The organism is Pseudomonas sp. P5_A2_2, assembly GCF_054177685.1.
This window is the reverse complement of record NZ_JBGCUL010000055.1, coordinates 1-12,959: the sequence shown is the minus strand read 5'-3', so window position 1 is coordinate 12,959 and position 12,959 is coordinate 1. Positions and strand designations below refer to the sequence as shown.

The 12,959-nt window shown below is 60.5% G+C and carries 12 protein-coding genes and 1 pseudogene; 3 read left to right on the top strand and 10 right to left on the bottom strand.

The features are described 5' to 3' along the window. Positions 1–160, top strand: a pseudogene (locus ACXRVY_RS07400) (group II intron reverse transcriptase/maturase); the annotation flags it as partial. Positions 161–299: 139 nt separating this feature from the next. On the opposite strand, the gene ACXRVY_RS07395 reads toward ACXRVY_RS07400, so the two are convergent. Together ACXRVY_RS07395 and ACXRVY_RS07390 are read right to left on the bottom strand one after the other, a co-directional pair. Next, a complete protein-coding gene (locus ACXRVY_RS07395) occupies positions 300–1,127 on the bottom strand; it encodes an amino acid ABC transporter permease (protein WP_223460535.1) in 828 nt (275 codons plus the stop codon). After that, positions 1,124–1,945: an ABC transporter substrate-binding protein gene (locus ACXRVY_RS07390; RefSeq protein WP_108218844.1), complete on the bottom strand. Its 822-nt coding sequence runs from the start codon at positions 1,943–1,945 to the stop codon at positions 1,124–1,126. Before ACXRVY_RS07390 ends, ACXRVY_RS07395 begins: the two co-directional genes overlap by 4 nt. A 112-nt stretch (positions 1,946–2,057) precedes the next feature. Between ACXRVY_RS07390 and ACXRVY_RS07385 the strand changes: the two genes are divergently transcribed. Beyond that, positions 2,058–2,957 carry a homocysteine S-methyltransferase family protein gene (locus tag ACXRVY_RS07385; protein ID WP_457265681.1) on the top strand — a complete coding sequence of 300 codons (900 nt, stop codon included), beginning with the start codon at positions 2,058–2,060 and terminating at the stop codon, positions 2,955–2,957. A 134-nt stretch (positions 2,958–3,091) separates the two neighbouring features. Here the strand turns inward: ACXRVY_RS07385 and ACXRVY_RS07380 are convergent, their stop codons facing one another. Genes ACXRVY_RS07380 through ACXRVY_RS07370 form a run of 3 tightly spaced genes read right to left on the bottom strand, consistent with a single transcriptional unit; the run spans position 3,092 to position 4,853 of the window. Further along, complete coding sequence (locus tag ACXRVY_RS07380; RefSeq protein ID WP_457265680.1) at positions 3,092–3,763, bottom strand: GNAT family N-acetyltransferase; 672 nt, start codon at positions 3,761–3,763, stop codon at positions 3,092–3,094. 9 nt (positions 3,764–3,772) lie between these two features. Further along, positions 3,773–4,219 (bottom strand): N-acetyltransferase family protein, encoded by a 447-nt coding sequence (locus ACXRVY_RS07375; RefSeq protein ID WP_458237189.1) that lies wholly within the window; start codon positions 4,217–4,219, stop codon positions 3,773–3,775. 10 nt (positions 4,220–4,229) lie between these two features. Beyond that, a complete protein-coding gene (locus ACXRVY_RS07370; protein ID WP_457265678.1) occupies positions 4,230–4,853 on the bottom strand; it encodes an FMN-binding negative transcriptional regulator in 624 nt (207 codons plus the stop codon). 92 nt (positions 4,854–4,945) lie between these two features. On the opposite strand from ACXRVY_RS07370, the gene pdxR reads away from it, so the two are divergent. After that, positions 4,946–6,499 (top strand): MocR-like pyridoxine biosynthesis transcription factor PdxR, encoded by a 1,554-nt coding sequence (gene pdxR / locus ACXRVY_RS07365; RefSeq protein ID WP_457265677.1) that lies wholly within the window; start codon positions 4,946–4,948, stop codon positions 6,497–6,499. A 118-nt stretch (positions 6,500–6,617) separates the two neighbouring features. On the opposite strand, the gene ACXRVY_RS07360 is transcribed toward pdxR, so the two are convergent. From ACXRVY_RS07360 to ACXRVY_RS07340, 5 genes are all read right to left on the bottom strand, one after another. Beyond that, positions 6,618–7,718 (bottom strand): polyamine ABC transporter substrate-binding protein, encoded by a 1,101-nt coding sequence (locus tag ACXRVY_RS07360; RefSeq protein ID WP_457265676.1) that lies wholly within the window; start codon positions 7,716–7,718, stop codon positions 6,618–6,620. A gap of 11 nt (positions 7,719–7,729) precedes the next feature. After that, positions 7,730–8,761: a histone deacetylase family protein gene (locus ACXRVY_RS07355; RefSeq protein ID WP_457265675.1), complete on the bottom strand. Its 1,032-nt coding sequence runs from the start codon at positions 8,759–8,761 to the stop codon at positions 7,730–7,732. Between the two features lie 268 nt (positions 8,762–9,029). After that, positions 9,030–10,022 carry an AraC family transcriptional regulator gene (locus ACXRVY_RS07350; protein WP_223460516.1) on the bottom strand — a complete coding sequence of 331 codons (993 nt, stop codon included), beginning with the start codon at positions 10,020–10,022 and terminating at the stop codon, positions 9,030–9,032. A gap of 160 nt (positions 10,023–10,182) precedes the next feature. After that, positions 10,183–11,187: an asparaginase gene (locus ACXRVY_RS07345; RefSeq protein WP_457265674.1), complete on the bottom strand. Its 1,005-nt coding sequence runs from the start codon at positions 11,185–11,187 to the stop codon at positions 10,183–10,185. A 102-nt stretch (positions 11,188–11,289) separates the two neighbouring features. Further along, the gene (locus ACXRVY_RS07340) at positions 11,290–12,741 is read right to left on the bottom strand and encodes an alanine/glycine:cation symporter family protein (RefSeq protein WP_223460511.1); all 1,452 of its coding nucleotides are present in this window, start codon (positions 12,739–12,741) and stop codon (positions 11,290–11,292) included. Positions 12,742–12,959: the final 218 nt, after the last annotated feature.

Sequence of the window (12,959 nt, the reverse complement as noted above, 5' to 3'; positions counted from 1 at the left end):
GACGACTTATCGTGAATTACGGGCTTTGGGTGCGAGTAAAGAAGTCGCCCAGAAAGTGGCATGTAACACCCGTCGTTGGTGGGACAACAGTCGATGGGCCTTGAATTGGGTGCTTAATCTCGCGTGGTTTGATCGCTTGGGACTTCCACGTCTCTCCTGACCTCAATCCCTCGAACCGCCCGGTGCGGACCCGCATGCCGGGTGGTGTGGCAGGGGTACGGTCTATGAAGGCCGTCCCCTATGCCGATTCGCGTTGTTAGCCGAGTCGTTTTTATGGCGTCACCACGCATCAAGTGAACTCATCGGTTATGCAAATACGCCTTCCCGTAGTGACGCTCCATCCTTGCCTGAACCAGCTCCAATCCAATCGACATCACCCAATAAATCACCGCTGCGGTCGTCAGCATCTCGATGTACCGATAGCTCGACCGCCCATACGATTGCGCCAAAAACATCACTTCCCAAACCCCCATCACTGAGATCAGCGACGAGTCCTTGAGCATGGAGATGAACTGGTTGGTGGTCGGCGGGATGATGGTGCGCATGGCTTGGGGCAGGGTGACGCGCCAGAAAATCACGGTTTCGCGCATGCCCAGGGCCAGTGACGCTTCCCGTTGGCCGTGGGAAACGCCGAGGATGCCGGCGCGGAAGATTTCGCTCAGGTAGGCGCCGTAGTTCAGCGACAGGGCGATGATCCCGGCCGCGATGGCGCCGGGTACTACGCCCAGTTGGGGCAGGCCGAGGTAGATCAGCAGAATCTGGATCAGCAATGGTGTGCCGCGAAAGAACGAGGCGTAGAAACTGGCGATGCCGAACGCCACGGCGCTTTTCGACAGCCGCCCCAGGGCGGTGATGAAACCCAGCAGCGACGAGGCGACTATTGAACACAGGCACAGAAACAACGTCAGCGCCGCGCCTTGCAGGAAGCCGTTGGGCGCCAGGTGCACGCCGACGAGGTTGGGCAGTTTGTCGAGGATGATCGAGAACTTCAGGTCGAAGCTCAGGAAGAAACTGGCGAACAATCCGAGCATCGCCGCCCAGGTCAAGTACAGCCGTGTGCGGAAACCGAAGATCCGTTGCAGCCGTGACTCAGCCGGCGGCTGGGGAGGTTTGGGGAAAGAAGTCATTTACTGATATCAGCGCCGATCCATTTTTGCGAGAGCTTGCTCAGTGTGCCGTCCTGTTTCAGCTGAGCGAAGACGTCACGCACTTTGGCGTCCCACTGGGCGTCGCCTTTTTCAATGGCCACCGAGTTCGGCTCCGAGTACAGCGGCTCGCCGGCGAGTTTGAAGCGCTTGTCTTCGGTCAGGCGCGGTTGGGCGGTGACAAGGTTGGTGAGGATCGCGTCCAGTCGCACGCCAGCGCCCAGGCCGAGGTCCTGGAACGCCACGTTGTCAGTGTCATACGGGGCGATCTGCACGTCCTCGAACGGGTACTGCAATTGGGTGTCTTCGGCGCCTTCGATCACCAGGTTTTTGTTCAGGTAGCTTTCATAGCTGGAGGCGCTGGTGAGGCCGACTTTCTTGCCGCTCAGGTCCTTGGCGCTGTGGATGCTGTCGTCCTTGGCGTTGACCACGATCACCGCTGGCGAGGCGTAGTACTCGACCGGGAAGTCGAAGACCTCGGCGCGGGCCTTGCTCGGGGTCATGGAGCAGATGCAGATGTCGTAGCGCCCACTCCAGCGGCCGGCAGCGATCACGTCCCAGGACGGGGTTTCGAGGCGCAGTTTGACGCCCAGTTTGTCTGCCACGGCCTTGGCCACGTCGACGTCGAAGCCATCGAGCTGGTTCTGATCATTGAGGAACGAGAAGGGTGGATAGCTTTCCATCAACACGCCCACCAGTTCTTTTTTTTGCTCGACGCGATCCAGCGTGGCGCCGCCAAAGGCTTGGGTGGAGGCAGCCAGAATCGTCAGGCCCAGGGCCAGGAGTGGTTGGAATTTCACAGTCGATTCCTGATAAAAAAGAGGTTGTCATTAACCGGATGGTGCGTATTAAATAGTTATAAGAACGACTCCGATAGTGAGTTATTTTCATAAGCTTATGAGTGAAAAGCATATGGGCGCAGCAAGCACAGTGATTCTGGATGGCGGCATGGGTCGTGAGTTACAGCGCCGAGGCGCGCCGTTCCGGCAGCCTGAGTGGTCGGCGCTGGCCTTGAGCGAAGCGCCGCAAGCGGTAGAGGCGGTGCACTCGGCTTATATCGAAAGCGGTGCGAACGTGATCACCAGCAACAGTTACGCGGTGGTGCCGTTTCACATTGGCGAAGAGCGTTTTGCAGCAGAAGGGCAGGCGCTCGCGGCGTTGGCCGGTGAGCTGGCTCGGCGCGCGGTAGAGGCTTCGGGCAAAGCGGTGCGTGTGGCCGGTTCATTGCCGCCGCTGTTTGGGTCCTATCGCCCGGACCTTTTTGATGCTGGTCGGGCGACTGAATTGTTGGCGCCGCTGGTGAAGGGTCTGGCACCTCATGTCGATCTGTGGCTGGCAGAAACCCAGAGTTCGATCGTTGAAGCGCGAGCGATCCACGCCGGTCTGCCAACGGACGGCAAGCCGTTCTGGCTGTCGTTTACCCTGAAGGATGAGGACACGGACGAAGTGCCGCGCTTGCGTTCGGGCGAGCCGGTGGCTGAAGCCGCCGCCGTGGCGGCTGAGTTGGGCGTCGAAACGTTGCTGTTCAACTGCAGCCAGCCGGAAGTAATCGGTGCTGCGATTGATGCCGCGCGGGAAACCTTCGAGCGTTTAGGGGTGAAGATTCACATCGGCGCTTATGCCAATGCCTTCCCGCCGCAACCGAAAGAGGCCACGGCCAATGACGGTCTGGACCCGTTGCGTGAAGACCTTTATCCGCCGGGTTACTTGCAGTGGGCGGCGGATTGGAAAGAACGCGGCGCCAGTCATTTGGGCGGTTGCTGCGGGATCGGGCCGGAGCATATTGCGGTGCTTGCCCAGAAACTCGCCTAAAAGCATCGCGGGGCAAGCCATGCTCCTACAGGTTTGGTGGCGTCCACAGATCGTGTGTCCGGCCCATATCCCGTAGGAGCAAAGCTTGCTCCGGGCGGCGTTCCGACGATAGCGTCCGTCCAGGCGCTACCGAATCAGGTGCGGCACTCCGCCAACGTTTTCACCTGCCCCGAATCCGTCTGGTTCTTATCGGATAGCCACCGCTCAAACCCCGCCCCGATCGCTGGCCATTCCGAGTCCAGAATCGAATACCACGCCGTATCCCGGTTCTGCCCCTTCACCACCATATGCTGACGAAACACGCCCTCAAAACTGAACCCCAGCCGCTCGGCCGCGTATTTGGAGCGGGCATTGCCGTTGTTGCACTTCCACTCCAGACGGCGATAACCCAGCGCAAAGGATTCCTTGGCCAGCAAATAAATCGCCTCGGTGCTTTTCGGCGAGCGCTGCATCGGCGCGCCGAACGTGACATGGCCGATCTCGATCCGCCCTTGTGAAGGGACAATCGACATCAAACTGAGGATGCCCTGCACATCGCCGCTAGCACGGTCGATCACGCTGAAGAAATACGGGTCGCTATTGGCCGCATGATTGTTCAGCCAATCGTTGAAAACGCTGCGCTCCGGGAAAGGCCCATAAGGCAAATAATCCCAGAGTTTCGGGTCGGCACCCGGGCCTTGCAGGGCCTTCCACAAACCATCGGCGTGACGCGCCGGGTCGAGTTTTTCCAAGCGGATGTAACGCCCTTCGATCAGTTGAGCGGTGGGTGCCGGGACGCCTTTCCAGTCGGCGAGTGAAATCGACATGCTGTTCTCCTAGATGGCTTTGCGAAACTRGATGAAACCGGGGCGTTCGGCGATGCGCTCGTAGAGCTGGATCGCGGTGGCGTTGGTTTCGTGGGTCAGCCAGTGGACCTTGTTGCAGCCGTCGGCCTTGGCCGTGGTGTAGACGAATTCGATCAGTTGCCGGCCGACGCCGGTGCCGCGGGTTTCCGGGGCTACCAGCAAGTCTTGCAGGTAGCAGGAGTTTTCGATGGCCCAGTTCGAACGATGGTAGATGAAATGCACCATGCCCACCGCTTTGCCGTCGGCCCAGGCGAGTGCGGCGTGGGTTGGCTCGTTCGGATCGAGCATGCGCTGCCAGGTGCTTTGGGTGACGGCCTCCGGCAATTCGGTGTTGTAGAAATGCAAGTAGGCTTGCCACAGCGGCAACCAGGCCGCGTGATCACCGGCGGCGACCTGGCGAATGTCGATTTGACTCATGGTGATTTCCTTAGCGCATCAATTGGGCGAGGGTTTGGTCATTGATGTCGGGGCTGGCGGCCAGGCCTTCGCGCACGCCGGCGATGTCGGCGGGGCTGCGGTTTTGACTGAGCTTGCGCTTGCCTTCCAGGCGGTCGATGGGGATGGCGAAACCGACGATGGCCTTGAGCATGCCGTCGATGTAATCGGCGGGGGCATCGGCCACTGACCACGGTTGGGCGCGGCCAGCTTCATGACGGTCGGTAAGGGTGCTGACGATGTCGAGCAGCCGCCCGCCATCGCTGAAGGTTTCGGCTCGGCCATAGGCGTGTACAGCGACGTAGTTCCAGGTTGGCACGACTTTGCCGTGTTCGGCCTTGCTCGGGTAGAGGCCGGGGCTGACGTAGGCGTCGGCACCGGCAAAAATCAGCAGGGCTTCGGCGCCGTCGCGCAGGTCTTTCCACTGTGGATTGGCTTTGGCCAGATGCCCGTACAACGTACCGTTCGAGCCTTGTTCGCAATGCAGCAGCACCGGTACATGGCTGGCTTGCAGGCCGCTTTCACCGTAGGTCACCAATATGGCGAGGCGGGTGGCGAGGATCAGTTCATGCAGTTGGGACAACTCGTCGATGGCAAAAGCACGTGGTGTGTACATGGAGATATTTTCCTTGGCGAATGTCTGCATCCTAGGCAGGCTATTGGTCTGTTGTAAGAGCCATTAATGACCAATTTCATGGGTCCATTGCGATGACCAGCGAACCACTGTCCCTGACCTTCAACCCGGCGGGTATCGAACTTGATCGTCGCCAGGGGTTGAGTCGGCAGCTCTATCAGGCATTGCGGATGCGGGTACTCGACGGGCGACTGGCCAGCGGCACGCGTTTGCCGGCCAGTCGGGATCTGGCTGCCGCGCTGGCGATTTCCCGCAACAGCGTAGTGCGCGCCTACGATCAGCTTTACGCTGAAGGGTTTATCGAGGGGCGGGTAGGTGACGGGACTTACGTCGCGCAATTACCCCATGCAACCTTGCCGGCAAAAAAACTATCCACAAAAGTATCCACAGGGTTTTCAACAGGCTTACCCACAGCTTTATCCACAAATTGGCTTGATTTGCCTGTGGATTCATCCAGCAAAGTTACCCACAGGGACGCCTTGACCCGTGTTGAAAAGAATCATTTACCCATGCCGCCCAGCGGTCCGCCCAAGGCTTTTCGGGTCGGTGTTCCTGCGTTCGATCTGTTTCCGTTCGAGGTCTGGGCCAAGCTGAATGCGGCTTTCTGGCGTAAACCGGATTTGCAGCAACTGTGCTACGGCGATCCGGCCGGCGATGCACGCTTGCGCGGGATGATCGCCGCGTATTTGCGCAGTTCCCGTGGCATGCAGTGCACGGCTGAGCAAATTGTGATCACCAGTGGTGCGCAGCAGGGGATCAGCCTTTGTGCACAGCTGCTGGTGGGGCCCGGTGACGGGGTGGCGATTGAAAATCCGGGGTATCGGGCGGCCGGTCATGCGTTCGCCGTGGCAGGTGCCCGGCTGCATGGGGTGGCGGTGGATAGCGAGGGTATCGACTGCGGTGAACTGGCACAGCTGAGCGATTGCCGTCTGACCTACGTCACCCCGTCCCATCAGTACCCCACCGGGGTGGTGATGAGCCTGGCTCGCCGTCTGGAATTGCTGGCCTGGGCCGAACGCACGCAGGGCTGGATCGTCGAGGATGACTATGACGGCGAGTACCGCTACAGCGGTGCGCCGCTGGCACCTTTGGCAGCACTGGATCGGCATGGCCGGGTGCTCTACGTCGGCACGTTCGGCAAAGTGGCGTTTCCGGCATTGCGCCTGGGTTACCTGGTGTTGCCGCGTGGTCTGGTTGAGGCTTTCGCGCGGCGCCGTGCAGTGGATGTACGGCATTCGGAGGTCAGTACTCAGGCGGTAATGGCCGAGTTCATGGCGGCCGGGCATTTCCAGCGACATATCCGGCGGATGCGGCGTGCGGCGCTGAGCCGGCGTAATGCGTTGCTCAGCGACTGGCCGGCGGAGATTCCCGGTGTCGGCCCGTTACCCGTGGTCGCCGCCGGATTGCACATGACCGTGCCGGTCGACAGTGTGGCGCGTGAACGTGAACTGATCGAGTTGGCACAAAGTGTCGATGTCGAGATCAACGGCTTGAGCAGTTATTGGTTGCCCGATTCCGCGACGCCGATGGATCAGCGCGCGGGACTGGTACTGGGCTTTGCCGCCGTGCCCGAAAAGGCGATCGAATCAGCATTGGAGCGATTGCGCAGGGTGTGGAAGGTGCTCTGAGGAGGGCGGCCTGCTCGGTCCGCCTACGAGCATGCACCATGAGCGGTAAATAAATATCGCGGGCAAAAAAAGACCTGCGCGAGCGCAGGTCCTGGTGACGGCGGGAACGAGACAGTTATCAGGTGCCGGACTTGATCTTGGTCCAGGCCCGGGTGCGCGCCCGTTCGGCATCGCGGGGCAACGGTTGCAGGGTGTAGAGCGTGCTCATCGCCGTGTCGGTCGGGTACAGGTTCGGGTTGTTGCGGATCACCGGGTCGACCATTTCCGTGGCGTCCTTGTTCGGGTTCGGGTAGCCGACGAAGTCACTGACCGGTGCAATCACTTGAGGCTGCAGCAGGTAGTTGATGAAGGTGTAGGCGTCTTCGGGGTTTTTCGCCCCCTTCGGAATCGCCAGCATGTCGAACCAGATCGGCGCGCCTTCCTTCGGCAAACGCATGTCGACGACCACACCGTTCCTGGCTTCCTTGGCGCGGTTGGCGGCTTGCGAGAAGCTGCCGGAATAACCGACTGCGACGCAGATGTCACCGTTGGCAATGTCGGCCATGTACTTGGACGAGTGGAAGTAGGTGATGTACGGACGGATCTTCATCAGCAGCGCTTCAGCCTTGTCGTAGTCCGCAGGCTTTTTGCTGTTGGGGTCCAGGCCGAGGTGTTGCAGGGCCAGCGGCAGGATCTCCGACGGCGAGTCGAGCAGGGCGACGCCGCACTGCTTGAGCTTGCTGATGTTCTCTTCCTTGAAGATCAGGTCCCAGCTGTCCAACGGCGCGTCGACACCCAGCGCTGCTTTGACTTTATCCGGGTTGAAGCCGATCAGGATGGTGCCGTACATGTAAGGCACGGCGAACTTGTTGCTCGGGTCGTTGGCTTCGATCAGCTTCATCAGCTTGGGGTCGAGGTGGTTCCAGTTCGGCAACTTGCTGCGATCCAGCGGCTGGAACACGCCGGCTTCGATCTGCTTGGCGAGAAACACATTGGACGGCACCACCACATCGTAGCCGGAATTGCCTGTCAGCAGCTTGGCTTCCAGCGCTTCGTTGGTGTCGAAAATGTCGTAGACCAGTTTGGACTGGGTGTTCTGGGCTTTGAAGTCTTCCAGGGCCTTGGGGGTGATGTAGTCGAACCAGTTGTAAACGCGCAACGTGCGCTCCTCAGCGTGCACGGCACCGCCAAGCAACGTGGCGCAAAGCGCGGGAGCGATAAAGCGCTTGAGTCTGTTCATTGTTTTTTTCCTCACTGAGCGCTTTCAAAACCTTCGAGAACGTTCACGGCGTTGATGCCGATTTCCTCTACGGCATAGCCGCCTTCCATGACAAACAGCGTGGGTTTGCCGAGCGTCGCGATGCGCTTGCCCATGGCCAGGTAGTCCGGGCTGTCGAGCTTGAATTGCGAGATCGGGTCGTCCTTGAAGGTATCGACGCCCAGGGACACGACGATGATGTCGGCGCCGTAGTTTTCGATCTCCTTGCAGGCCTGTTCCAGTGCCGCACTCCAGGTGTCCCAGCCGCTGCCGGCGGGCAATGGGTAGTTGAAGTTGAAACCTTCACCGGCGCCTTCGCCACGTTCATCTTCATAGCCAAGGAAGAATGGGAATTCGGCTTCCGGATGACCGTGGATCGAAGTGAACAGCACGTCGCTGCGTTCGTAGAAAATCGACTGGGTACCGTTGCCGTGGTGGTAATCGACGTCGAGGATTGCGACCTTCTTGTGGCCCTGATCGAGGAAGGCCTGGGCGGCGATGGCGGCGTTGTTGAGGTAGCAATAACCACCCATCAAGTCGCCGGCGGCGTGGTGTCCCGGCGGACGACACAGGGCGAAAGCAGAACGGGCGCCGCGCTGGATTTCCGCTTGGGCGGTGAGCGCGACTTGCGCTGCGCTGTACGCCGCTTGCCAGGTGCCGGCGGTGATCGGGGCGCCGCCATCAAAGCTGTAATAGCCGAGCTGGCCGTGCAGGCTGGTCGGTTTGACGTGGCGTAACGTGCGGGCTGGCCAGGTGTAGGGCAGCAGGTCACCGTCGGTGTTGAATTCGGTCCAGCGTGCCCAGGCGCCCTTGAAGAAATCGAGGTAGTCGCGGCTGTGGATGCGCGCGATGGGCTCCAGACCGAAATCCTTCGGTGCTTCTACAGGGCCCAGGCTCTGGTTTTTCACCCGTTGCAGCACGTGGTCGGCACGGGAAGGCATCTCGAAGCAGGGCTTGAGTTGTCCATCGATAAGTTCACAACGGCCGTGGTGCAGGTGGTGATCGTCCGAGTAGATCGTCAGCATTTCTTGTTCTCCGCAGGYTGATTCGGTTGAACACAGTCTTGCGGTGCAGACGGTTTAGGAGAACGGCAGGAAAGGCCAAAAGGGGATCGATATGGCCAAAACATTTGACCGAAATTCGCCCCTTGATAATGCGGAGCTCTCGCGGCCGCCATCGCGAGCAAGCTCGCTCCCACAGGTGAGCCTCAGTGCCCGCGATTTTTGTGTAAAACGCATAACCCTTGTGGGAGCGAGCTTGCTCGCGATGGCGGCAGATCGGCCACTACAGCCATCAGGGCCGAAACTGACTGGGTGCCACACCACTCCAGCGCACAAACGCATGGCGAAAACTCGCGGTCTCGCTGAAACCCAGGGCTTCGGCGATTTGATAGATCGGCAGCTGATCCTCGCAAAGCATTTGCTTGGCCTGCTCGAAGCGCAGTTCGTCGAGCAGTTCCTGATAGCTGCAACCCATGTCCTTGAGATGCCGGCGTAAGGTCCGCGCCGAACAGTTCATTTGCTCGGCCAACCCCTCCAGCCCCGGCGCCGCATTCAATTGCGCGCTGAGCAATTGGCGGATCCGCCCCAGCCAGGCCTGGCGCCCGGTGAACTCGATGTTCTGTTTGCGGCAGCGTTCGGCCATGGCCTGGTGGGTGATGATATCGGCCAGCGGCAGAGGCTGGTCGAGCCAGCGCTTGTCGAAGGCGAAGGCGTTGTTCCGCGCGCCGAAGTGCACTGGGCAGTTGAAGTGTTCGGCGTAGGTCACTTCGTAATCGGGCGCGGCGTGTTCAAAGCGGGCGCCGAGCAAGGGCAGGGGATGGCCGAGCAGGTCGTCGCAGGTGACTTTCAGCGACACCAGGCAGAACTCGGCGTTGAACACCGCCATGGCCGGGCTCTCGCGGTAATCAGCGGCGGCGAACCAGATGCGCTCGCCATCGTTTTCAAGGCTCAACTCGAAAAGTGTTCCCAGCAGCGCCGGATAACGCATTGCCAGACGCAAAGCGTCACCGAAGGTGGCACTGGTGAGCAGGGCGTAACCGAGCATGCCGTAGCAGGAAACGTGCATCCGCCGGCCCAGTTCCAGGCCGATGTCACGTTTGAGGGCAACGGCGTTGGCACAGACCTGCATTTCCTGATTGGTGGTGATGCACGTGTCGGCACGGTTCAGATCCGCCGCACTGATGCCGCTTCCGGCCAGCAGCGCTTCGCTGGACAAGCCTTGTGCCTTGAAGGCATCGAGTACCAGGGAGACCGCGTTGAGCGTGGTGAGGTGGGAGTGGAGCATGAGGACTTCCAGCCTTGGGATGCTGGAATGCGGAGCAAGTTGTGTGCCGATGACCCTGTGGGAGCGGGCTTGCTCGCGAAAGCGGTCTGTCTGTCACATCAATATTGGATGTGCCGTCGTCTTCGCGAGCAAGCTCGCTCCCACAGGGTTATGTGTTGATTCAGCTCAATTCGCCGCAAAGGTCGAGTTCGACAAGCCGACGGACTTCGTCCGTTTCAAGCCCCGCACCCAACAGCCCATGCAACTTGCCGAACGCCGCCTCACGGGTCATGCCGCCACCGGACAACACCCCAACGCCACGCAGGCGACTGCCCGCCTCATACACGTCCAGCTCGACACCGCCTTCATGGCACTGCGTCACCGCGACCACGACTACGCCGTTGTCCCGCGCGCGCCCAAGGCTGGCGAGAAACCCGGGGTTGTCGCTCGGGCCGGTGCCGCTGCCGTAGCACTCCAGCACCAGGCCTTGAATGCCACTGTCGAGCAAACCATCCAGCACCTCGGCGCTGATGCCGGGGAAGAGCGGCAGCACGGCGACGTTCGCCAATTGTTTGGGCTGATTGTAATTCAACTGTGTTGGGAGCGAAGGCACCTTCACGCCACCGCCCTGACGCTCCAGTCGTTTGAACGGATGTCGGCCAAAACTGCGTACCTTCGCGCAGCGGGTCGGGTCCAGCAGTTCGCCATGGAAGTACAGATGTACGTCCGGCGCGATGCCTTGGCCCAAAGCGACCAATGCGCCGCTGAGGTTTTCCCAGGCATCGCTGTCGGTGACGCCGGCTGGCAGCATCGAGCCGGTGAAGCACACGCGGGCGTGCAGGCCGAGCAACTGGAAACTCATGGCGGCGGCACTGTAGGCCAGGGTGTCGGTGCCATGCAGGATCAGCACGCTGTCGCAGCCCTGAACATCCACCGCGTCGACCACCGCTTCGCGCAGTTGTTGCCAATACGCCGGGGTCATGTTGGCGCTGTCGATCAGCGGCGACATTTCGCGAAAGCGCCATTGCGGCACCACCAGTTCAGGCTGGCTGTGCAGATAGTCGCGCATCCGCGCTTCGAAACCGGACGCTGGAGCCAGGCCGTTTGCGCTAGCCTGCATGCCGATGGTGCCACCGGTATAGAGCACCATGACGTGCTGGGCGGCAGGGTAGGTCGAGGAATTCATGAAGATTCTCCGAAAGGAAGAGTTCCTGTGGGAGCAAGCTCACTCCCACAGTTTTTCGCACTTTAACTGACAGGCGCAGGGGATGCGCCTGTCGTTTACCGATCAGCGTTGCGCTGCAGGCACACCTTGCGACTCAACTTCAGTCTTGCCGACAGCGGCTGGCGGATTGGCCGGCCAGGCGTTGCGGTCCAGGTCCAGGTCCGGGAACTTGGCCGAGTCGAACACTGGCGTCTTGATGCCAGCGGCGCGCTGGTCATCGTAGTCACGCAGGATGCGCATGCCGACCTTGAACAGCAGGAACAGCGCGATCAGGTTGACGAATGCGAGCATGGTCATGGTGATGTCGGCGAAGGCAAATACGGTGCCGAGGTTTTCGATGGCGCCCCAGAAAATCAACACCAGTACCAGCGCGCGATAGCCCATCAGCGCCTTGCGGTTTTCACCGATCAAAAAGCGCAGGTTGCTCTCGCCCAGGTAGTAGTTGTAGAGGATCGAGGTGAACACGAACAACGCCAGGGCCACGGAGATGAACATCCGGCCCCAGTCACCGACCACGGCGGCCAGGGAGTTCTGGGTCAGGGCAATGCCGTCGCCTTCGAAGCCCGGGGTGTAGAAGCCGGAGAGCAGGATCAGCAGCGCGGTGCAGGTGCAGATCACGAAGGTATCGAGGAACACACTGAACGCCTGCACCACACCTTGTGCCACCGGGTGCTCGACCGCCGCAACCGCCGCCACGTTCGGCGCACTGCCCAGGCCTGCTTCGTTGGCGAATACGCCACGCTTCACGCCCATGACGATGGCGCTGCCGATCAGGCCGCCGAAGGCCTGGTCCAGACCGAAGGCGCTCTTGACGATGGTCATCAGCATGCCCGGCACATGGTCGAACTGCAGCACGATCACGTAGAGGGTCACGCCGATGTACACCAGGGTTTTCACCGGCACCAACAGGTCGGCGACCTTGGCGATGCGCTTGATCCCGCCGATGAACACCAGGCCCAGCAGCACGGCCAGGCCGATGCCGGTGTAAGTGGTGTCGAGGCCGAACGCGTTGTTCAGCGAGTGCGTCACGGCGTGGGCTTGCAGGCCGTTGAAGGCGAACCCGAAAGTCACCAGCAAAAGGAACGCCATCAGCATGCCCAACCAGCGTTTTTGCAGGCCGTGCTGGATGTAATAGGACGGGCCGCCACGGAACTGGCCGTCGGAATCGCAGCGCTTGTAGAGCTGGCCGAGGGAGCATTCGAAGAAGCTGCTGGACATGCCGACCAGCGCGGTCACCCACATCCAGAACACGGCACCGGGGCCACCGAGGGTCACGGCAATGCCGACCCCGGCGATGTTGCCCGCACCGACGCGGCCGGCGAGGCTGAGCATCAGGGCCTGGAACGAACTGAGTTGCCCGGCGCTGCTTTTGAGGCTGTCGCGGAACACCGCGAACATGTGGAAGAAATGACGCAGTTGAACGAAACGCGAGCGGATCGTGAAGTAGCTACCGAGCCCGACAATGAGCACGATCAGTACTTTCCCTGAGAGGAAGTCGTTAATGACTTCGAGCATGGATTATTCCTCGCTGTTTTTTGTGTAGGCGGATGCTGGCCGGATAGACATATCGAGTTACACCCGCTGGCACACGGCACAACAGGCGGGTCAACGTTCGTCCCGGTTTCATATCGCGGGTTTGTTATTAGTTCGGGTTTCGCATGGGTTGAGGCCTCGCTACCGACGACCGCTCACACGAAGAGGGGCGGCACTATACCGATGCTTTCCTGTGGGAG